At 64.6% G+C, this 19,168-nt stretch carries 21 protein-coding genes and 1 other RNA gene; 13 read left to right on the top strand and 9 right to left on the bottom strand.

What is annotated here, in order from left to right; genetic code table 11:
- Window positions 1–2: 2 nt before the first annotated feature.
- The 8 genes from AC1RR3_RS08500 to ssrA form a co-directional block, all read right to left on the bottom strand.
- Window positions 3–500, bottom strand: a complete 498-nt coding sequence (locus tag AC1RR3_RS08500; protein WP_492821284.1) for a GNAT family N-acetyltransferase — start codon at window positions 498–500, stop codon at window positions 3–5.
- Window positions 501–680: 180 nt separating this feature from the next.
- Window positions 681–2,552: a ferrous iron transporter B gene (feoB, locus tag AC1RR3_RS08495; protein ID WP_492821282.1), complete on the bottom strand. Its 1,872-nt coding sequence runs from the start codon at window positions 2,550–2,552 to the stop codon at window positions 681–683.
- Between the two features lie 23 nt (window positions 2,553–2,575).
- On the bottom strand, window positions 2,576–2,851 hold the full coding sequence (locus tag AC1RR3_RS08490) for a FeoA family protein (RefSeq protein ID WP_492821280.1): 276 nt from the start codon (window positions 2,849–2,851) through the stop codon (window positions 2,576–2,578).
- Window positions 2,852–2,966: 115 nt separating this feature from the next.
- Entirely contained in the window at window positions 2,967–3,221 is a 255-nt protein-coding gene (locus AC1RR3_RS08485) for a ribbon-helix-helix domain-containing protein (RefSeq protein ID WP_027529561.1), read from the bottom strand.
- Window positions 3,218–3,406, bottom strand: a complete 189-nt coding sequence (locus AC1RR3_RS08480; RefSeq protein WP_492821278.1) for a DUF4169 family protein — start codon at window positions 3,404–3,406, stop codon at window positions 3,218–3,220. Before AC1RR3_RS08480 ends, AC1RR3_RS08485 begins: the two co-directional genes overlap by 4 nt.
- Window positions 3,407–3,684: 278 nt before the next feature.
- The gene (fumC, locus tag AC1RR3_RS08475; RefSeq protein ID WP_492821444.1) at window positions 3,685–5,118 is read right to left on the bottom strand and encodes a class II fumarate hydratase; all 1,434 of its coding nucleotides are present in this window, start codon (window positions 5,116–5,118) and stop codon (window positions 3,685–3,687) included.
- A gap of 89 nt (window positions 5,119–5,207) precedes the next feature.
- Window positions 5,208–5,726, bottom strand: coding sequence for an SspB family protein (locus AC1RR3_RS08470; protein WP_492821276.1), 519 nt, complete (start codon window positions 5,724–5,726; stop codon window positions 5,208–5,210).
- A 114-nt stretch (window positions 5,727–5,840) separates the two neighbouring features.
- Window positions 5,841–6,217: a transfer-messenger RNA gene (gene ssrA / locus AC1RR3_RS08465) on the bottom strand.
- A 96-nt stretch (window positions 6,218–6,313) separates the two neighbouring features.
- On the opposite strand from ssrA, the gene AC1RR3_RS08460 reads away from it, so the two are divergent.
- The 12 genes from AC1RR3_RS08460 (at window position 6,314) to AC1RR3_RS08405 (ending at window position 17,029) form a co-directional block, all read left to right on the top strand.
- Window positions 6,314–6,919 carry a chromate transporter gene (locus AC1RR3_RS08460; RefSeq protein ID WP_492821274.1) on the top strand — a complete coding sequence of 202 codons (606 nt, stop codon included), beginning with the start codon at window positions 6,314–6,316 and terminating at the stop codon, window positions 6,917–6,919.
- Complete coding sequence (locus AC1RR3_RS08455) at window positions 6,916–7,446, top strand: chromate transporter (RefSeq protein ID WP_492821272.1); 531 nt, start codon at window positions 6,916–6,918, stop codon at window positions 7,444–7,446. Before AC1RR3_RS08460 ends, AC1RR3_RS08455 begins: the two co-directional genes overlap by 4 nt.
- 94 nt (window positions 7,447–7,540) lie before the next feature.
- The gene (locus AC1RR3_RS08450; protein ID WP_492821270.1) at window positions 7,541–8,302 is read left to right on the top strand and encodes a tripartite tricarboxylate transporter TctB family protein; all 762 of its coding nucleotides are present in this window, start codon (window positions 7,541–7,543) and stop codon (window positions 8,300–8,302) included.
- Window positions 8,303–8,309: 7 nt separating this feature from the next.
- Entirely contained in the window at window positions 8,310–9,824 is a 1,515-nt protein-coding gene (locus AC1RR3_RS08445; protein WP_492821268.1) for a tripartite tricarboxylate transporter permease, read from the top strand.
- A gap of 155 nt (window positions 9,825–9,979) precedes the next feature.
- Window positions 9,980–10,963: a tripartite tricarboxylate transporter substrate binding protein BugD gene (locus AC1RR3_RS08440; protein ID WP_492821266.1), complete on the top strand. Its 984-nt coding sequence runs from the start codon at window positions 9,980–9,982 to the stop codon at window positions 10,961–10,963.
- A gap of 170 nt (window positions 10,964–11,133) precedes the next feature.
- Entirely contained in the window at window positions 11,134–11,928 is a 795-nt protein-coding gene (locus AC1RR3_RS08435) for a thymidylate synthase (protein ID WP_492821264.1), read from the top strand.
- 5 nt (window positions 11,929–11,933) lie between these two features.
- Window positions 11,934–12,419, top strand: coding sequence for a GNAT family N-acetyltransferase (locus AC1RR3_RS08430; RefSeq protein WP_492821262.1), 486 nt, complete (start codon window positions 11,934–11,936; stop codon window positions 12,417–12,419).
- Window positions 12,419–12,931, top strand: coding sequence for a dihydrofolate reductase (locus AC1RR3_RS08425; protein ID WP_492821260.1), 513 nt, complete (start codon window positions 12,419–12,421; stop codon window positions 12,929–12,931). The genes AC1RR3_RS08430 and AC1RR3_RS08425 overlap by 1 nt, the downstream gene beginning before the upstream one ends.
- Window positions 12,932–13,084: 153 nt before the next feature.
- The gene (gene hflK / locus AC1RR3_RS08420) at window positions 13,085–14,227 is read left to right on the top strand and encodes an FtsH protease activity modulator HflK (RefSeq protein WP_492821258.1); all 1,143 of its coding nucleotides are present in this window, start codon (window positions 13,085–13,087) and stop codon (window positions 14,225–14,227) included.
- Window positions 14,224–15,120, top strand: coding sequence for a protease modulator HflC (gene hflC / locus AC1RR3_RS08415; protein WP_492821256.1), 897 nt, complete (start codon window positions 14,224–14,226; stop codon window positions 15,118–15,120). Before hflK ends, hflC begins: the two co-directional genes overlap by 4 nt.
- Window positions 15,121–15,190: 70 nt before the next feature.
- Window positions 15,191–15,397, top strand: a complete 207-nt coding sequence (locus AC1RR3_RS08410) for a DUF2065 domain-containing protein (protein WP_057747247.1) — start codon at window positions 15,191–15,193, stop codon at window positions 15,395–15,397.
- A 141-nt stretch (window positions 15,398–15,538) separates the two neighbouring features.
- A complete protein-coding gene (locus AC1RR3_RS08405; protein WP_492821253.1) occupies window positions 15,539–17,029 on the top strand; it encodes a Do family serine endopeptidase in 1,491 nt (496 codons plus the stop codon).
- 142 nt (window positions 17,030–17,171) lie between these two features.
- On the opposite strand, the gene serB is transcribed toward AC1RR3_RS08405, so the two are convergent.
- Window positions 17,172–18,077: a phosphoserine phosphatase SerB gene (serB, locus tag AC1RR3_RS08400; RefSeq protein ID WP_492821251.1), complete on the bottom strand. Its 906-nt coding sequence runs from the start codon at window positions 18,075–18,077 to the stop codon at window positions 17,172–17,174.
- Between the two features lie 11 nt (window positions 18,078–18,088).
- On the opposite strand from serB, the gene miaA reads away from it, so the two are divergent.
- Window positions 18,089–19,045, top strand: a complete 957-nt coding sequence (gene miaA, locus AC1RR3_RS08395; RefSeq protein ID WP_492821249.1) for a tRNA (adenosine(37)-N6)-dimethylallyltransferase MiaA — start codon at window positions 18,089–18,091, stop codon at window positions 19,043–19,045.
- The last annotated feature ends 123 nt before the right edge of the window (window positions 19,046–19,168 follow it).

Genomic DNA, 19,168 nt, shown 5'->3' with positions numbered 1-19,168 from the left:
TCTCATCGCGTGATACGATAGATCACCACGTCCTCGCCATGATGGATCGTGCTCTTCTCGAGGATGTAGTTCGCCTTCTCCAGCACGCGGCGGGACGCGCCGTGCCTGACGAAGACCAGGCCGATGAGCGACGGCAGTTCCAGCTGCGACAGACCAATCTCCGTCAGCGCGACCGCGATCTCGCTCGCAAGTCCCTGGCCCCAGAGGCTCCGCTTGAAGGTGTAGGCAATCTCGATCTCATCCACGCCATCCACGAGGATGTGCCTGATGCCCGCCCGCCCGGCGAACGCGCCGTCTTGCGTCCGCAGCACCCACAGCCCGAAACCGTGCCGGTCCCAATGGGCCATGTTGGTCGCAAGGTAGGTCTTCGTGACCTCCGCCGAGCGCACGCCGCCGAGATAGCGCGATACTTCGGGATCGAGGTGGAGCGCAACGAGGTCGGCCAGGTGATCTTCGTTCAGCCTCTCGGCGATCAGCCTGTTGGTGCCGAAGTGATTCATGGACGCAGATGGTCGCTTGACGCTTGTCGCGAGCTTGATGCCGTAGGGGCCGAGGATGCCACTATGCTCCTGTTTTGCCCGACGGGTCAAATGGATTTCGGATAATTCGTAAGCTATTGTTTTCGTTGACCCCGTCTACTGTGCATGGGGTTGTTTTCGCAGTTTTTAGTTTCGAGGGCTCTATCCCGCCCCGAGCGCCACCGCGACATTGTAGGTCACGAGGCTCGCCGCATAGGCCAGTACCAGCATGTAGGTGAAGGTCACCGCCATCCAGGTCCAGCTTCCGGTCTCGCGCCGGATCACGGCCAGCGTGGAGGCGCATTGCGGGGCGAAGATGTACCAGGCGAGCATCGACAGCGCGGTGGCGAGCGACCATTTCGTCGCCAGCACCTGGCCGATCTGCTCGGCCGCTTCCTTGCCGCCTTCGATCGCGTAGACGGTGCCGAGCGCTGCGACCGCGACCTCGCGCGCCGCCATGCCCGGGATCAGGGCCACCGCGATCTGCCAGTTGAAGCCGACGGGGGCGAGCAGCGGCTCGAGCGCCTTGCCGATGATCGCGGCGAGGCTGAAGTCGATGGCGGGCTCGGTGCTGCCTGCGGGCGGCTGCGGGAACGAGGCCAGAAACCAGATCAGCACCATCATCGAGAAGATCGTGGTGCCGGCGCGGTACAGGAACATCTTGGCCCGCGTGTAGACGCCGATCGCGATCGATTTCAGCCGCGGCATCTTGTAGTCCGGCAGCTCCAGCATGAACGGCGCCGGCGCATAGTCGCGCAGCATGAAGAACTTGATCAGGAACGAGACGGCCAGGGCGCTGGTGATGCCGGCGGCGTAAAGGCCGAACATCACGAGCCCCTGGAGGTTGATGAAGCCCCAGACGTCCTTCGCGGGGATGAAGGCGGAGATGATCAGCGTGTAGACGGGGATGCGCGCCGAGCAGGTCATCAGCGGCGCGATCAGGATCGTGGTCAGCCGGTCGCGCTTGTTGTCGATCACGCGCGTCGCCATGATGCCCGGAATGGCGCAGGCAAAGCTCGACAGCAGCGGAATGAAGGCGCGGCCGTGCAGGCCGGCGCCGCCCATGATGCGGTCCATCAGGAACGCGGCGCGCGCCATGTAGCCGAAATCTTCCAGCAGCAGGATGAACAGGAAGATGATGATGATCTGCGGCAGGAACACGATGACGCTGCCGACGCCCGAGATCACGCCGTTCTGAAGGAAGCTCTGCAACAGGCCGGCGGGGAGCGTGGCGTGCACGAGCTCGCCGAGCGCGTCGAAGCCGTTGTTGAGCAGGTCCATCAGCGGCTGCGCCCAGGCGAACACCGCCTGGAACATCACGAACAGGATCAGCGCCAGCACGATCAGCCCGCCGACGGGATGCAGCACCACGGCATCGATCCGCGCGGTCCAGGTGTCGGGCCTGGCAGGCAGGCTGACGCAATCGGCGATGATGCGGTCGGCCTCGCGCTGGGTGGAACGCAACTCGCTGACGCTGAGCGTGCGCCAGGAGTTTTCCTGCGGCGCGGCCGCGAGCTTGGCCGAGATCTCATCCGTCAGTGCCAGCAGGTCCGCCGTGCCGCCCTTGCGCACCGCGATCGAGGTGACCACGGGCACGCCGAGCTCCTTGGCGAGCCGCTCGACGTCGACGGTGATGCCGCGGCGGCTGGCGATGTCGAACATGTTGAGGACGAGGACCATCGGCCGGCCGGTGCGCTTGAGCTCCAGCAGCAGGCGGATGGTCAGGCGCAGATTGGTGGAATCCGCCACGCACAGCACGAGGTCGGGCAGGGTTTCGCCGGTGGCCTTGCCGAGCACGAAGTCGCGGGTGATCTCCTCGTCAGGGCTGCGGCCGCGCAGCGAATAGGTGCCGGGCAGGTCGACGACGGAGACCTGGCGTCCCTGCGGGGTGACGAAGAAACCTTCCTTGCGCTCGACGGTGACGCCGGGATAGTTCGCGACCTTCTGTCGGCTGCCGGTCAGCGCGTTGAACAGCGAAGTCTTGCCGCTGTTGGGCGTGCCGACCAGAGCGAGATGCAGCAGGGGTGCTTCCATGGAATCAATTATCCGGTCGCTGTCTACGCGACGATGATGGCCATGGCTTCGCGACGGCGCACCGCGATCGTGATGTTGTCGACCCGCACGGCAATGGGGTCGCGACCGACCAGCCCCTCGTGCAGGACCTCGACCCGGGCCCCCTCGACGAAGCCGAGCTCGATCAGCCGGCTCTCGAGCTCGATGTCCGAGAGCGCCGAGTCGGTGTCCTTGGTGGAAAGGTGCTGAATGACGCCGGTGTAGCCGCGCAGGGCCAGACCCAGCGGCATGTGTGGGCGCGTATCATGATGGTCGGTCATGCCCTGTATTTTCAACGCAGGGCATTGAGGTCAAGCGCGCATGCTCGCTGAAACTGCACCTTAGAGTGATTTTAAAGTGCAGATGGTGGGGAGCGCCGGAAAGGCGCCCCAATGCCTACTGGGCCGGGACCTTTTCCGGCTGGATGGCGGCCATGGCGCGGCTCTTGAAGTAATCGAGCACGAACAGGCGGATCGCCGAGGACAAATTGCCCTGCTGTCGGGCGCCATCGATCTCGCCGACGAGTTCGGACAGCGTCATGTTGCGCAGGCCCGAAATCTCCTTCATGCCGTTCCAGAACGCCTCTTCCAGGCTGACGCTGGTCTTGTGGCCGGCGACCACGATCGATCGCTTCACGACGGGCGACTTCATGACTGATCCTCGCGATCGATCTGATGCTGGTCCAGATGCGACTTCGCCTGGTCCGCGCGCGTCTCCTCCGCCGACCGTTCCGCCTTCGTGCGGCCGAACTTCGCCCGATTGGCGTCCGCCTGCTTCGCCGAGGCTTCCCGCTCGGCGCGCTTCCTGAAACGATTCAGGTTGATGACGTTCCCCATGCCGCGTCTCCATCATCCGATCCTCTTCAGGCAGGATGAAACATTCAGAAACAGGGGGCCGCGTTGCGCCCCAAAAGACTTGATCGCCATTCGCTCGTCCTCGTCAATCGGCCCCTTGGGCCATCAAACGATGAATTTCGTCCCGTCAAGGGCAGAAGAGCTGCGTAACACGCCGCCCCGCCGCAACATTGACGGTAATCAAATCCCGCCTCTAAAGCCGCATCTTTCTGTGCATCAAGCGTCCGTATCAATACGGATGACTATCGGAATTCGGAATTTTATCCCGGGCTGGTCATCTTCTCGGGGCGCACCAGGCGGTCGAATTCGTCTGCCGTGACGAAGCCGAGCCGCAGCGCCTCCTCCTTCAGCGTGGTGCCGTTGGCATGCGCCGTCTTGGCCACCTTGGCTGCGTTATCATAGCCGATTTTCGGGGCCAGCGCCGTCACCAGCATCAGCGAGCGCTGCATCAGCTCACTTATGCGCTTTTCGTCGGCGCGGATGCCGTCGACGCAATGTTCGGTGAAGGAGCGCGCGGCGTCGGCCATCAGGCGGATCGAGTGCAGCATGTTGTAGGCCAGCACGGGCTTGTAGACGTTGAGCTCGAAATGGCCCTGGCTGCCGGCGACCGTGATCGCAGTGTGATTGCCGAACACCTGGCAGCACACCATGGTCATCGCCTCGCACTGCGTCGGATTGACCTTGCCCGGCATGATCGACGAGCCCGGCTCGTTCTCCGGCAGGATCAGCTCGCCCAGGCCTGAGCGGGGGCCCGATCCGAGCAGGCGGATGTCGTTGGCGATCTTGAACAGGCCTGTCGCGACCGAATTGATGGCGCCGTGCACCAGCACATAGGCGTCGTTGGAGGCCAGCGCCTCGAATTTGTTGGCGGCGCTGGTGAAGGGCAGCTTCGTGATCCCCACAACGTGCTTTGCGAACAGTTTTGCGAAGCGTGGCTTCGAGTTGAGGCCGGTGCCGACGGCGGTGCCGCCCTGCGCCAGTGGATAGAGGTCCTTCACCGCGACCTTCAGTCGCGCGATGCCGCTTTCGACCTGCGCGGCATAGCCGGAGAATTCCTGGCCGAGCGTCAGCGGCGTCGCGTCCTGGGTGTGGGTGCGGCCGATCTTCACGATGCTGGCGAACTCTTTCTCCTTCGTGCGCAGCGCGCGGAGCAGCTCGCCGAGGGCAGGGACGAGATCGGCATTGATGCGGCTGGCGGCCGCGATGTGCATCGCGGTGGGAAACGAGTCGTTCGACGACTGGCTCATGTTGACGTGATCGTTGGGATGTACCGGCTTCTTGGCGCCGAGCTCGCCGCCGAGCAGCTCATTGGCGCGGTTGGCGATCACCTCGTTGAGGTTCATGTTGCTCTGGGTGCCCGAGCCGGTCTGCCACACCACCAACGGGAAATGGTCGTCCAGCTTGCCCTCGATCACCTCGCGCGCGGCGCGGATGATCGCATTGGCGCGGCGCCGGTCGAGCAGGCCGAGCTCGAGGTTGGACTGCGCGGCCGCGAGCTTGACGATGCCGAGCGCATGCACGAGCGAGATCGGCATACGATCGGTGCCGATGCGGAAGTTCTGGCGCGAGCGCTCGGTCTGCGCCCCCCAATAGCGATCGGCGGGGACATCGATGGGACCAAAACTATCGGTCTCGGTGCGGGTCGCGGAGCGGGCAGTCGTCGAGCGGGTAGCTTTGGCCATGAGCACATCCATTCTGCCGCGCGAAACGCCGCGCGGCCTCTTCATGTGCTCTTCTATATAGGGAGTTTGGCCGGGCGCGACGGTCCCGCACCCAACCTAGATCATTTCTTGCGGAAACGATCGAGGCGCACGACTTCGGCACCGCCCTGGCTCGGCGGGGTCGGCTCTTCCGCGGTCTCCGCCTTTTCGGTGGCGGGCGCGGGCACCGACAGGGCCGAAGGGGCGGGGGCTGCCGGCAAAGTTTCGGCTGCGACCTCGGCGACATCGGAGGTGTCGAACTGGAGGCCGAATTTCACGGACGGATCAAGGAAGCTCTTGATGGCGCTGAACGGCACGATCAGCCGCTCCGGAATGCCGCCAAAGGACAGGCCGACCTCGAACCGGTCCTCGAGCACGGTCAGGTCCCAGAACTGGTGCTGCAGGATGATCGTCATCTCTTCCGGATATTGCGCCAGCAGCCGCGACGAGATCTTCACGCCGTCGGCCTTCGAGACGAAGGTGATGAAGAAATGGTGCTCGCCCGGCAGTCCATGGGACGCGGCGTCGGTCAGCACCTTCTTGACCACGCCGCGCATCGCGTCGCTCGCCAGCACGTCGTATCGGATGTGATCGGTCGCCATGGTGGTCCTGTTGCATTCCAGGAGTTGGGCCCTGCCGGCCCGACTCGCCAAGCCGCAATAATATCGCGCCAGACGGGTCAGCAGGAGTCCCCGCCGGGGAAGAAATGAAATGGTAGTGGAGGCTTCTGTTGCCAGGTGCCTCCGAACCCCGCCTAACGGAGCTTAACCCGTTAGGACTTCAGAATGGTCTTTCAAACTGCGTTACGCAGCCTGAGCAACCGGAGCAAAGTTGTCGTTGGCAACTATTGCAGTAGCCCGATAACGGCGGAACAATACCGGGAAAAAGTTCGCCCTTTACGCCCTCGTCGATCCTATTTCGCCCCCGCCAAAACCCGCCTTTCGGAAGGTCACAGCCCGCTAGCCGGTGGGCTTTGGTGGAGGCGCCGGGTACCGCCCCCGGGTCCGAATGGTTTATTGCGACGACCGTTTATTTCCATAGCCGGCGAACCGGCACCCCCAATATAGGGGGCAAAGGTTTCAAATGACAGGTGTTTCGAGGGGCCGCGGCGAGGTTCCCTTTGGATAGGTTCCGGATAGCCACAGGTCTGATCTTGGCCGCGCCGCGGCCGGCGTTCTAAGCTCCTGACATGTCCACGGATTCAGCATCGGCCGCCCAAGAGCCGGATCGTGCCACAACGAGCGGCCCTCCGCCCAGCCTGGCCGAGCTATTCGTGGCCTTCGCCCGGATGTCGCTGGCCGGTTTCGGCGGGGTTCTGGTGTTTGCCCGGCGGGCGATCGTCGAGCAGCACCGCTGGATGACGGCGGACGAGTTCAACGAGACCTTTGCGCTCTGCCATTTCCTGCCCGGACCCAACATCGTCAATCTGTCGATGGTCTTTGGCGCGCGGTTGCGCGGGATCGCGGGCGGCGTTGCCGCCTTCGCCGGTCTGCTGCTGCCGCCGACGCTGATCATGACCGTGCTTGCGATCATCTACGCCCGGTTCGGCGACGTGGAGGTGCTGCGGCGAATTCTCGCGGGCATCTCCTGCGCCGCGGTCGGCCTCCTGATCGCGGTGGTCTTCCGCATGATGACGCCGCTCCTGAAACGAATGGAGGCTGTCGCGCTCATCCTGATGGTCGGTGTCTTCCTCGCCATCGGCGTGCTGCGGCTGCCGCTCCAGGCGGTGCTGCTGGTCGCGATCCCCCTCAGCATCGGCGCCACATTTCTCCTGCGGCGGAAAGTAGCAGCATGAATTCCGAGAACCCGATCTGGGCGCTGATCTCCACCTTTGGTCTAATGTCGCTGTTCGCGGTCGGCGGCGCCGCCGCCGCGGTGCCCGAGATGCACCGCATCGCGGTCGACGTGCATCACTGGATGACCGACAAGCAGTTCGCCGATGCCTATGCGATCGCGCAGCTCTCGCCAGGTCCGAACGTGCTTATCGTTACGTTAATCGGCTATGCCGTCGCGGGAATCCCCGGTGCACTCGCGGCGACGCTGGCGATGTGCCTGCCGACAGCGCTGGTTGCCTATTATGTCAGCCGTCTCCTGAACCGGCCCAGCCAATCGCGCTGGCCCGGCCTGATCCAGGCTGCATTGGTTCCGCTCTCGATCGGATTGATGGCAGCCAGCGCCCTGATCCTGGCCCAGGCGACCGATCGGACGATTGCTGCACTGCTTCTGACCGCGATGGTTGCGGTGGTCGCGTCCGTCTCGCGCATCAATCCGCTATGGCTTTTGCTCGTAGGAGGCCTGTTTGGTTTTGCTGGCATTGTGTGATGAAAATCGCTAGGCAGTGATCCGGGCGGGGGATCCATTTCCAGCCGATTAGAACAACAGTGCTCGTGACTTATGGGTCGCGGAGGAGACATGCATGGCCGACACGATGGGCCACTCAGCGGCTGCCACCCGAAACACTTCGGTGGCGATCGGCTTTTGCCTGCTGGCGATAGCGCCGCAGATTTTCGAATTCATCTGGTCAATCGGGACGATATTCGGCTGGGGTGCGGGACGCGGCCCGGCCACCGTCCTGATCGGGCATGCGACCGCGCTGGTCGCGGGCGCTCCCGCAGCGCTGATCGGGGCGGCCAGCGGTGACACCAAGAAGGCGTCATCCGATGTGTTGCTGGCGCTGATCTATTCCTACCCGATTTTTGCGGTGGCGATCTTGACGCTGTTCATGACCGTCAGGTCCGCACAGGACTATGTCGGCGGCATCGCTCTGATGGCGCTGGCCTTGTTCGCGCTGTGGGCCTCCAGCGATCTGCAGGGGATGCGCGGCTTCTCCTTCGGTGCCGGCACGGCGCCGCGGATGTTTGGCGGGCTCCTCGTCGCGCTCGGCGCGGGCATCGCATTGACGGGACTGCTGACCGACGGACCGGCGATGGCGCACTATTCCTGGCGCGGGCCGCTGTTCGTGATGGCCTCGATCGTCTTTTTCGCCCTGGCGATCCGTCCGCTCGGGGTGGTGGTTTCGGCGTTCACGAGCTTCCTGGTTGCGGCGATGGGCACGCATGAGACGCGCTGGGTCGAGACGATCATCGTCGGCGCCTGCCTGACGGCCGGCTGCGCAATCCTGTTCCCATATGTGCTCGGGCTGCCGATGCCGATGTTCCCGCGTTTCCTGGTCCAGTGAGGGTGTGATGGATATTTTTGCCAACCTCGCTCACGGGTTCGCCGTCGCGCTTTCCCCGATCAACCTTCTGATGTGCCTGATCGGCGCACTCGTCGGCACGCTGGTCGGCGTGCTCCCTGGCATCGGCACCATCGCCACGGTCGCGATGCTGTTGCCGATCACCTTCGGTCTGCCGCCGGTCGGCGCGCTGATTATGCTCGCCGGCATCTATTACGGCGCGCAATATGGCGGCTCGACCACGTCGATCCTGGTCAATATTCCAGGTGAGGCGACATCGGTCGTCACCGCCATCGACGGTCACCAGATGGCCAAGCAGGGCCGCGCCGGCCCGGCGCTGGCGATCGCTGCGATTGGCTCGTTCTTCGCCGGCTGCGTTGCGACTGTCCTGATCGCCGTCCTCGGCGCGCCACTCACAAAACTCGCGCTGGCGTTCGGCCCGGCCGAATATTTCTCGCTGATGGTGCTCGGCCTGATCTTCGCGGTCGTGCTGGCCAAGGGCTCGGTGCTGAAGGCGATCGCGATGATCGTGTTCGGCCTGTTGCTCTCGATGGTCGGCTCGGACATCGAGACCGGCGCCTCGCGCATGGCGTTCAACATTCCGGAACTCGCCGACGGTCTCGGCTTTGCGACGGTGGCGATGGGTGTGTTCGGCTTCGCCGAGATCATCCGCAATCTCGACGCCGGCGCAGAGATGAACCGCGACCTCGTGCAGCAGAAGATCACCGGCCTGATGCCGACCAGGAAGGACCTGATCGATTCGGCGCCGGCGATCCTGCGCGGCACTGCGCTCGGTTCGATCCTCGGCATTCTGCCGGGCGGCGGCGCGGTGATCGCGTCGTTCGCGGCCTACACGCTCGAGAAGAAGCTCGCCAAGAACCCGTCGCGGTTCGGTCGCGGTGCGATCGAGGGCGTGGCGGCGCCGGAAAGCGCCAACAACGCCGCGGCGCAGACCTCCTTCATCCCGCTGCTGACGCTCGGCATCCCGCCGAACGCGGTGATGGCGCTGATGGTGGGTGCGATGACCATCCACGGCATCGTGCCGGGCCCGCAGGTGATGCAGAAGCAGCCGGATCTGGTCTGGGGCATGATCGCCTCGATGTGGATCGGCAATCTGATGCTGATCATCATCAACCTGCCGCTGGTCGGAATCTGGGTCCGCCTGCTGCGCGTGCCTTACCGGCTGATGTTCCCCTCGATCGTGATCTTCTGCGCGATCGGCATCTATTCGGTGAACAACGCGCCGGTGGACGTCATCCTCGCAGGCGTGTTCGGTCTGGTCGGCTACTGGCTGATCAAGCACGATTTCGAGCCGGCGCCGCTGCTGCTCGGCATGGTGCTGGGGCCGCTGATGGAAGAGAACCTGCGCCGTGCGCTGCTGATCTCGCGCGGCGACTGGAGCGTGTTCCTGACGCGTCCGCTGTCGGCCGTGCTGCTCGCGATCGCGGCATTCCTGCTGACGCTCACGCTGTTGCCCATGCTGCGCGCCAAGCGCGATGAGGTGTTCACCGAATCCGAGAACTGATCGCGCCCTGCGTCGGCGCCGCGCCCTGCGTCGGCGCCGCGCCCTGCGTCGGCGCGCCGCATTCGGAAGTCGAATCGACTTGTGTGACGCCTTCGTGAAATGAAAATGCCGGCCCTTGTGGCCGGCATTTTTGTTTGTAGCCCGGGGGAAACGACATGACTTCCATTCGCGCGCTTGCTACGGGCGCATGTGCAGCCGTACTCGCATCGCTGTGCGCCTTTGTCGCACCGGCTGGAGCGCAGACCTATCCGACGCGCGGCATCACCATGATCGTTCCGTTCGCGGCGGGCGGGCCGACTGACGTGATCTCACGCATCGTCACCGGGCACATGGCGCAGACGCTTGGCCAGAGCATCATCATCGAGAACGTGGTCGGTGCCGGCGGCACCACCGCGACCACGCGCGCCGCGCGCGCGGCCAATGACGGCTATACGCTCATCACCGGTCATATGGGCACACATGCTGCCTCGGTGCCGCTCTATCCGAAGCTCGCCTATCATCCCGAGAAAGACTTCGAACCGATCGCGCTGCTTGCGGGCACGCCGATCCTGATCCTCGCGCGCAAGGACTTTCCGCCGAAGGACCTGAAGGAGTTCATCGCTTACGTGAAGGCGAACGCCGAGAAGGTGAATGCCGCGCATGCCGGTGTCGGCTCGGTCTCGCACGTCTCCTGCGAGCTCTTGCACTCCATCCTCGACATCAAGCCGGTCGGGGTGCCCTTCAACGGCACCGGTCCCGCGATGAACGCGCTGGTGGCGGGGCAGGTCGATTACATGTGCGACCAGATCGTCAACGCCGTGCCCCAGATCAACGGCGGCACCATCAAGGCCTATGCGATCGCGACGCCTGAACGCAATCCGTCGCTGCCGAACGTGCCGACGACGGCGGAGGCGGGCCTGCCTGCGTTCCAGGCCCAGGCCTGGAACGCGATGTTCGCCCCGAAGGGAACGTCGCCCGCGATCATCGCCAGCCTGAACGCCGCCGCCATCAAGGCGCTCGACGACGAGACCGTGAAGAAGCGCCTGCTTGAGCTCGGCAGCGTCATCCCGGGCCCTGCGGACCGGACGCCGGCGGCGCTGGCGACCCTCGTCAAGAACGAGATCGCGAAGTGGACCCCGGTGCTCAAGCCGGCAACTTAACCAGTATTTTCAAGCCGATAGGTGAGGGGCGGGACGTCAGTTCCGCCCCTTGTCGTTTGCCCCGGGAGCGCTCACTTTTCGGGGTATAATCGGTGGAGGCAGCGAATCGCCGCTGTCGCAGCGCGGGGGGCGCCGCTAAGTTCGCCGCCTCCCCAAAGGCTCTATCGCACATGCACCAGTATCAGGACTTGCTCGAGCGGATTCTTTCAGACGGCGCCGAGAAGACCGACCGGACCGGCACCGGTACGCTCTCGGTGTTCGGCCATCAGATGCGCTTCAACCTGTCCGCCGGCTTCCCGATGCTGACCACCAAGCGGCTGCCGCTGAAGGCGATCGTGCATGAGCTGCTGTGGTTCCTGAAGGGCGACACCAACATCAAATATCTCAAGGACAATGGCGTCACCATCTGGGACGAGTGGGCCGATGCCAATGGCGATCTCGGCCCGGTCTACGGCCATCAATGGCGCTCCTGGCCAACGCCGGACGGCGGGAGCATCGATCAGATCGCCAAGGTCATCGAGATGATCAAGCGCACTCCGGATTCGCGCCGGCTGATCGTCACCGCGTGGAATCCGGCGGACGTCGACAAGATGGCGTTGCCGCCCTGCCATCTGCTGTTCCAGTTTTATGTCGCCAACGGAAAACTGTCGTGCCAGCTTTATCAGCGTTCGGCCGACGTCTTCCTTGGCGTGCCCTTCAATATCGCCTCCTATGCGCTGCTCACCATGATGGTGGCGCAGGTCACGGGTCTGAAGCCCGGCGACTTCGTGCATTCGCTCGGCGACACGCATCTCTACTCCAACCATCTGGAGCAGGCGCGGCTTCAGCTCACCCGCGCGCCGCGTGCGCTGCCGGTGATGCGGATCAATCCCGAGGTGAAGGACATCTTCTCCTTCCGCTACGAGGACTTTGAACTGGTCGGCTACGACCCGCATCCGCACATCAAGGCTGCGGTTGCGGTCTGACGCGGATGTCGCTCAACATCCGCGGCGCACGTCCCGGCGAAGCTGGGCTCGTTCTTTCCTTCATCCGTGAACTCGCCGAATACGAAAAGCTCTCGCACGAGGTCGAGGCGACCGAGGCTGACATCGCAGACGCGCTGTTCGGCGAGCGGCCGCAGCTCTATTGCGCCATTGCCGAATGGGACGGCGAGCCGGTCGGTTTCGCGGTCTGGTTTACGAACTTCTCCACCTTCAGCGGCCGTCACGGCATCTATCTCGAAGATTTGTATGTGCGGCCGTCGCATCGGGGCAAAGGCCTCGGCAAGGCGCTGCTGGTCCATCTCGCCAGGGAATGCGTCGACAACGGCTGGTCGCGCCTGCAATGGGCGGTGCTCGACTGGAACGCGCCGTCGATCGCGTTCTACAGATCGCTCGGTGCCGTCATGATGGACGACTGGACGCTGTGCCGCGTCTCCGGCAACGCCTTGACGCGGCTCGCTGGGAGGGCGCCCTGATGGAGATCGTGCTTATCGTCGCTGTTGCAGAGAACGGCGTGATCGGCCGTGACAACACGATTCCCTGGCGGCTGAAGGCGGACCAGCAGCGCCTCAAGGCGATGACGTTGAATAAGCCTCTCATCATGGGCCGGAAGACGTTCGAGTCGCTGCGGCGGCCGCTGCCCGGTCGCACCAACATCGTGGTCACCCGCGATCTCGCCTACCGCGCGTCGGGTGCCGTGGTCACGACGTCGTTGGAAAACGCCTTCGCCATCGCGCAGGGCGATGCGCTGCGACGCTCGGTCACAGAGATTATCATTTTTGGCGGGATCGACATCTACACGCGCGCCTTGCCGCGGGTGGATCGGCTCGAGATCACGGAAGTCCATGCTAGGGTTGAAGGCGACACGCACTTCCCCGCGATCGTGCCTGCAGAATGGGACGAGGTCGCGCGCATCCGTCATCCTGCCGGGGCGGACGACAGCGCCGACTTCTCCTATGTGACATATCGTCGGCGGTCGCCCCATTAACCGCTTTCGCCAATGTTTACATTGACTTTTTCGTGCCCGAGCATAGCTCGGAGGGCGGCGAGGGCTGCGTTGTAAGGGACTTGCCTGTCCCCTATAAAGCCGGACCGGACAAAGCGGGCGGGGGCAATTCCACCCTGCCGAGGAGAGCGTCGAATGCCGTGGAAGAATCAGGGCGGTGGCCCGTGGGGCTCGGGTCCGAAGGGACCGTGGGGCTCAGGCCCGCAACCGGTCGGGCCGAGGCCGCCGGATCTGGAAGACCTTCTGCGCCGCGGCCAGGACCGTCTCCAGCAGATCATGCCGGGCGGCTATTTCTCCGGCGTCGGCGTCACGCTGATCATCCTGCTCATCATCGCGTTCTGGCTGCTGTCGGGCTTCTTCCGCGTGCAGTCCGAAGAACGCGGCGTCGTGCTGCGCTTCGGCAAGCACGTCCGCACCGTGGATCCGGGCCTGAATTATCATCTGCCTTATCCGATCGAGACCGTGCTGCTGCCCAAGGCGCTGCGCGTCAACACCACTTCCATCGGCATGACGCTGATCGACGATCCGGCACGGCGCGGCCGCTCCATTCGCGACGTGCCGGAAGAGAGCCTGATGCTCACCGGTGACGAGAACATCGTCGACGTCGACTTCACCGTGCTGTGGCGCATCAAGCCTGACGCCGGCGGCGTCGGCGACTTCCTCTTCAACATCCAGAACCCCGAAGGCACCGTGAAGGCGGTCGCCGAGAGCGCGATGCGCGAGGTGATTGGCCGTTCGCAGATCCAGCCGATCCTCACGGGCGCGCGCAACGTCACCGAACAGGGCGTGCAGGAATTGATGCAGAAGACGCTCGACGGCTACGGCTCCGGCATCCTTATCACCCAGGTGCAGATGCAGAAGGTCGACCCGCCGGGGGACGTGATCGCTGCGTTCCGTGACGTCCAGGCCGCGCGCGCCAATCTCGAGCAGTTGCAGAACGAAGCACAGACCTACGCCAACCAGGTGGTGCCGCAGGCCCGCGGACGTGCGGCGCAGATCATGCAAGCCGCCGAAGGCTACAGGGAGCAGACGGTTGCCGAGGCCAAGGGCCAGAGCTCGCGCTTCCTGAAGGTTTACGAGGAATACAAGAAGGCGCCCGACGTGACGCGTGAACGGATCTATCTGGAGACGATGGAGCGCGTGCTCGGCGGCGCGGACAAGCTCGTCTATGACGGCGGGCCCTCGGGCCAGGGCGTCGTGCCCTATCTGCCGCTCGGCGAATTGACGGCCAAGCGGCCGCCTACCACCGGTCAGCAATCGAGCGGAGGCACGAGATGAGGTCTCCGGTCACAGGTATCGTCACTCTCCTCGGACTCCTGCTCGTCGTGATCGTCGGCTACATGTCGCTGTTCACGGTGCAGCAGACCGAACAGACCATAGTGCTTCAGTTCGGCAAGCCCGTCGACGTCGTCACCGATCCCGGCCTGCACTTCAAGGCGCCGTGGAATTCGGTGATCAACGTCGACAAGCGTATCCTCGATCTGGAGAACCCGTCGCAGGAAGCGATCGCATCCGACCAGAAGCGGCTCGTGGTCGACGCCTTCGCGCGCTATCGCATCAAGGACGCACTGCGCTTCTATCAGAGCGTCGGCTCGATCCAGGCCGCCAACATCCAGCTCACCACGCTCCTGAACGCGGCGCTGCGCCGCGTGCTCGGCGAGGTCACGTTCATCAACGTCGTGCGTGATGACCGCGAGAAGCTGATGGGGCGCATCCGCGACCAGCTCGACCATGAGGCCGACGGTTACGGCATCCAGGTCGTCGACGTCCGTATCAGGCGCGCCGACCTGCCGGAGCAGAACAGCCAGGCGGTCTATCAGCGCATGAAGACGGAGCGTGAGCGCGAAGCCGCCGAGTTCCGCGCGCAGGGCGGCCAGAAGGCGCAGGAGATCCGCTCCAAGGCCGACCGCGAGGCGACCGTGATCGAGGCGGAAGCCAGGTCGCTGGCCGAGCAGACGCGTGGTGTGGGCGACGCCGAGCGCAACCGGCTGTTCGCAGAAGCCTATGGCAGGGACGCCGACTTCTTTGCGTTCTACCGGTCGATGGCAGCCTACGAGAACGGGCTGCGCGCCAACGACACCCGTTTCCTGCTGCGCCCGGACTCGGATTTCTTCCGGTTCTTTGGTAACCCAACCGGCAAGATGGCGACCGAGACGCCGGCGAAACCGTGAGCTAGACAGGGGCGGCAGTTCTGCCGCCCCTCGTCCAGACAAGAACAGCACAACGGGAGGTTCCAATCCGATGAGGTCCATTGCGTTCGCCGACTTCCTCATCGGCTTAGGCATTCTGTTCGTGCTGGAAGGCTTGATGTTCGCGGCAAGTCCGAACTGGATGCGCAAGGCCATGAAGAGCGCCATTGCCACGCCGGACAATATCCTGCGGGCGGTCGGGATCGGCTCGGCCGTGGCCGGCCTGATCCTGATCTGGGTGATGCGGCGTCCGATTTAGCCGTCCCGCCAACGCCAAAGTGAAGGCGAGAGGCCGGTTTTCGCCATATTATCTGGGTCTTGAGACCCGTTAAGGTCCGCGCTTGCGCCGTCCCCCCGTTCGAGCGCAGTCTGGCGACGAATCTATTTTCTGGAGATACCAATGACCGCAGCCATCATTGCCCCGTCCCGCTTGCGCTTAGGGCTGGCCGCGCTCGCGCTCAGTGCTTTCAGTGCGTTCGGTACGCCGGCTCAGGCGCGCGGCCCGGAGGGTATTGCCGACGTCGCCGAGAAGGTGATCGACGCGGTCGTCAACATCTCGACCTCGCAGACCGTCGAGGCCAAGGGCGGCGGCAGCAACAGCATGCCGCAACTGCCGCCCGGCTCGCCCTTCGAGGAGTTCTTCGACGACTTCTTCAAGAACCGCAAGGGTCCCGGCGGCAGCAAGGGCGGCGACAACGGCCCGCCGAAAAAGACCAATTCGCTCGGAAGCGGCTTCATCATCGACACGTCAGGCGTCGTCGTCACCAACAACCACGTCATTGCGGATGCCGACGAGATCAACGTCATCCTCAACGACGGCACCAAGATCAAGGCCGAGCTGGTCGGCGTTGACAAGAAGACCGACCTCGCGGTGCTCAAGTTCAAGCCGACCAAGCCGCTTGTGTCGGTGAAGTTCGGCGACTCCGACAAGCTGCGCCTCGGCGACTGGGTGGTCGCGATCGGCAATCCGTTCAGTCTCGGCGGCACCGTGACCGCCGGCATCGTCTCGGCCAAGAACCGCGACATCTCGTCGGGCCCCTATGACAGCTACATCCAGACCGATGCCGCCATCAACCGCGGCAATTCGGGTGGCCCGCTGTTCAACCTCGATGGCGATGTCATCGGCGTCAACACACTGATCATCTCGCCCTCCGGCGGCTCGATCGGCATCGGCTTCGCCGTGCCGTCGAAGACGGTCGCAGGTGTGGTCGACCAGCTCCGCCAGTTCGGCGAGCTGCGCCGCGGCTGGCTCGGCGTGCGCATCCAGAGCGTCACCGACGAGATCGCCGAGAGCCTCAACATCAAGCCGCCGCGCGGTGCGCTGGTTGCCGGCGTCGACGACAAGGGCCCGGCCAAGCCGGCCGGCATCGAGCCTGGCGACGTCGTCGTCAAGTTCGACGGCAAGGACGTCAAGGACCCGAAGGACCTGTCCCGCGTCGTCGCCGACACCGCGGTCGGCAAGGAGGTCGACGTCATCATCATCCGCAAGGGCCAGGAGGAGACCAAGAAGGTCACGCTCGGCCGCTTGCAGGATCCCGACAAGGTGCAGGCCGCGGTGAAGACCGACGAGCCCGCGCCCGAGAAGCCGGTGACGCAGAAGGCGCTCGGCCTCGATCTCGCCGCGCTGAACAAGGATCTGCGCACGCGCTACAAGATCAAGGACAGCGTCAAGGGCGTGGTCGTCACCAATGTCGACGCCAATTCGGATGCCGCCGAGAAGCGCCTCTCCGCCGGCGACGTCATCGTCGAGGTGGCGCAGGAGGCGGTGTCGAGCGGTGCCGACATCCAGAAGCGCGTCGACCAGCTCAAGAAGGACGGCAAGAAGTCGGTGCTGCTGCTGGTCTCCAATGCCGACGGCGAGCTGCGCTTCGTGGCGCTGAGCGTGCAGTAGGGGCGCTCGCTCTCGACCGCGCACTCAACTGTCATGCCCCGCGAAAGCGGGGCATCCAGTACGCCGCGGCTTCTCCGTATACGTCGCCGTCTCTGGAATACTGGATCACCCGCCTACGCGGGTGATGACGACGGAGGGGAGGCTAAGCCTCCACGAACTCCTCGCGCCGATACCCTTGCGCATACAGCAGCGCGGTGAGATCGCCGTGATCGATCCGCGCCGCGGCGGCAGCGGCGACCGCCGGCTTGGCGTGATACGCCACGCCCAGCCCCGCCGCCTGGATCATCGCAAGATCGTTCGCGCCGTCGCCGACGACGACCGAGTCGATGTCGTCGAGATCGAACGATTCCATCAGATCCACCAGCGTCGCGAGCTTGGCCGCGCGGCCCAGGATCGGCTCCTTCACCTCGCCGGTGAACTTGCCGTCGCGCACGATCAGCTCGTTGGCGCGGTTCTCCTGGAAGCCGATCCTGGCGGCGACTGCGCTCGTGAACAGCGTGAAACCACCGGAGACGAGGCAAGTGTAGGCGCCGTGGGCGCGCATGGTTGCGACCAGTGTGCTGCCGCCCGGGGTCAGCGTGATGCGCTTGGCCAGCACCTCGTCGACGACGTTGGCAGGAAGGTCCTTCAGCAGCGCCACGCGTTCGCGCAGCGCCGGCTCGAACTCGATCTCGCCGCGCATGGCGCGTTCGGTGATGGCGGCGACGTGGGCCTTCATCCCGACCAGATCGGCGAGCTCGTCGATGCATTCCTGGCCGATCATGGTGGAATCCATGTCGGCAAGAAAAAGCTTCTTGCGCCGGACGCCGGCAGGCTGCACGACGATGTCGATCGGCAAATCGCCGCGAAGCTCGCGGAGCCGCTGTTCGATGGCGTGACGGTCGGCTTCGAGGTTACTGTCGGCGCCGAAGGGGATGTCGACCGCAACCCCGTCGAACAGCCAATGCGCCGGCGTCGCCTGGGGCAGCACGGCGCGGGCGCCGTCGACAATGGTCGAGTCGAGCGCGGGATTGTCAGGGTTGCAGATCAGCGTGGCGACGAGGGACATTTGAGGTTTTCGTGAGCGAGGGACAAGTCAGCAGAAGCCATGTCGGCAAGGCCGTGCTTATCGCAGGCCCGACCGCCAGCGGCAAGTCGGCGCTGGCGCTCGAGCTGGCCCTGGCTGCGGGCGGCGTCGTCATCAACGCCGATTCCATGCAGGTGTACCGCGACCTCCGCATCATCACGGCACGTCCCACACATGGCGATGAGGCGCGCGTTCCGCATCGCCTCTATGGCCATGTCGATGCGGCCGTGAACTTCTCGGCCGGTGCCTGGGTGAGCGATGCGGCGAGGGCGCTCGAAGAGGTGCGTGCCGAGGGCCGGCTGCCGATCTTCATCGGCGGCACCGGGCTCTATTTCAAGGCGCTGACGGCGGGCCTGTCGGTGGTGCCGCCGATCCCTGCCGAGGTGCGCGACGGCGTGCGCGCGCGGCTGGAGCGGAGCGGCGTCGAGGCGCTGCATGCGGAACTCGCAGGTCGTGATCCGCGGGCGGCCGAGCGATTGAACCTGCGCGACCGCACCCGCATCGCCCGTGCGCTCGAAGTGGTCGAGGCGACCGGGCGCTCGCTGCTCGACTGGCACCACGAGGGCCAGCCGCCTTTGCTGCCAAAGGACAGTTTTCGCGCAGTGTTCCTCGCCCCCGAGCGCGACGAGCTCTATGCGCGCATCGACGCCCGCTTCGACGCCATGCTGGGCGCCGGCGCCTTGAAGGAGGTCGAGCGGCTCGCGGCCCGGCAGCTCGATCCGCTGTTGCCGGCCATGAAGGCCCATGGCGTGCCGGCCCTGATCCGGCATTTGCGCGGTGAACTCAGCCTGGAGGAGGCCGCCACGATCGGGCGGGCGGATACCCGCCACTATGCCAAGCGGCAATTCACCTGGTTCCGGCACCAATTGCCCGAGTTTGAATGGGTCAGGCCGGAGCAGGCGAGGGGATGGCTCGCGGCGATCGTGAACGCGGCGCGGGATCCCGACTGACGCGCTTTTGTGCCGGGTTTCCCGAATTTACCTCTCGCCGAACCCGGGGAACGCCGCTACACTGCCAAAATCGCGCGGGAGCGGCCGGTTTGCCTTGACATCGAGGCTTTGGTCGTTATGTTT

This window comes from Bradyrhizobium sp. GW821-FHT13H05 (assembly GCF_058804065.1).
The sequence above is the reverse complement of the archived record's forward strand: the minus strand, read 5'-3'. Positions and strand labels throughout refer to the sequence as shown.

Bases quoted from the DNA above. Each gene is read 5' to 3' on its own strand.
- hflK (WP_492821258.1), top strand. From the start codon at position 13,085: ATGCCGTGGAAGAATCAGGGCGGTGGCCCGTGGGGCTCGGGTCCGAAG.
- AC1RR3_RS08445 (WP_492821268.1), top strand. From the start codon at position 8,310: ATGGATATTTTTGCCAACCTCGCTCACGGGTTCGCCGTCGCGCTTTCC.
- serB (WP_492821251.1), bottom strand. From the start codon at position 18,077: ATGTCCCTCGTCGCCACGCTGATCTGCAACCCTGACAATCCCGCGCTC.
- hflC (WP_492821256.1), top strand. From the start codon at position 14,224: ATGAGGTCTCCGGTCACAGGTATCGTCACTCTCCTCGGACTCCTGCTC.
- AC1RR3_RS08425 (WP_492821260.1), top strand. From the start codon at position 12,419: ATGGAGATCGTGCTTATCGTCGCTGTTGCAGAGAACGGCGTGATCGGC.
- AC1RR3_RS08435 (WP_492821264.1), top strand. From the start codon at position 11,134: ATGCACCAGTATCAGGACTTGCTCGAGCGGATTCTTTCAGACGGCGCC.
- AC1RR3_RS08450 (WP_492821270.1), top strand. From the start codon at position 7,541: ATGGCCGACACGATGGGCCACTCAGCGGCTGCCACCCGAAACACTTCG.
- AC1RR3_RS08490 (WP_492821280.1), bottom strand. From the start codon at position 2,851: ATGACCGACCATCATGATACGCGCCCACACATGCCGCTGGGTCTGGCC.
- fumC (WP_492821444.1), bottom strand. From the start codon at position 5,118: ATGGATGTGCTCATGGCCAAAGCTACCCGCTCGACGACTGCCCGCTCC.
- AC1RR3_RS08455 (WP_492821272.1), top strand. From the start codon at position 6,916: ATGAATTCCGAGAACCCGATCTGGGCGCTGATCTCCACCTTTGGTCTA.
- feoB (WP_492821282.1), bottom strand. From the start codon at position 2,552: ATGGAAGCACCCCTGCTGCATCTCGCTCTGGTCGGCACGCCCAACAGC.
- AC1RR3_RS08470 (WP_492821276.1), bottom strand. From the start codon at position 5,726: ATGGCGACCGATCACATCCGATACGACGTGCTGGCGAGCGACGCGATG.
- AC1RR3_RS08485 (WP_027529561.1), bottom strand. From the start codon at position 3,221: ATGAAGTCGCCCGTCGTGAAGCGATCGATCGTGGTCGCCGGCCACAAG.
- AC1RR3_RS08500 (WP_492821284.1), bottom strand. From the start codon at position 500: ATGAATCACTTCGGCACCAACAGGCTGATCGCCGAGAGGCTGAACGAA.
- AC1RR3_RS08480 (WP_492821278.1), bottom strand. From the start codon at position 3,406: ATGGGGAACGTCATCAACCTGAATCGTTTCAGGAAGCGCGCCGAGCGG.
- AC1RR3_RS08440 (WP_492821266.1), top strand. From the start codon at position 9,980: ATGACTTCCATTCGCGCGCTTGCTACGGGCGCATGTGCAGCCGTACTC.
- AC1RR3_RS08405 (WP_492821253.1), top strand. From the start codon at position 15,539: ATGACCGCAGCCATCATTGCCCCGTCCCGCTTGCGCTTAGGGCTGGCC.
- AC1RR3_RS08460 (WP_492821274.1), top strand. From the start codon at position 6,314: ATGTCCACGGATTCAGCATCGGCCGCCCAAGAGCCGGATCGTGCCACA.
- AC1RR3_RS08410 (WP_057747247.1), top strand. From the start codon at position 15,191: ATGAGGTCCATTGCGTTCGCCGACTTCCTCATCGGCTTAGGCATTCTG.
- AC1RR3_RS08430 (WP_492821262.1), top strand. From the start codon at position 11,934: ATGTCGCTCAACATCCGCGGCGCACGTCCCGGCGAAGCTGGGCTCGTT.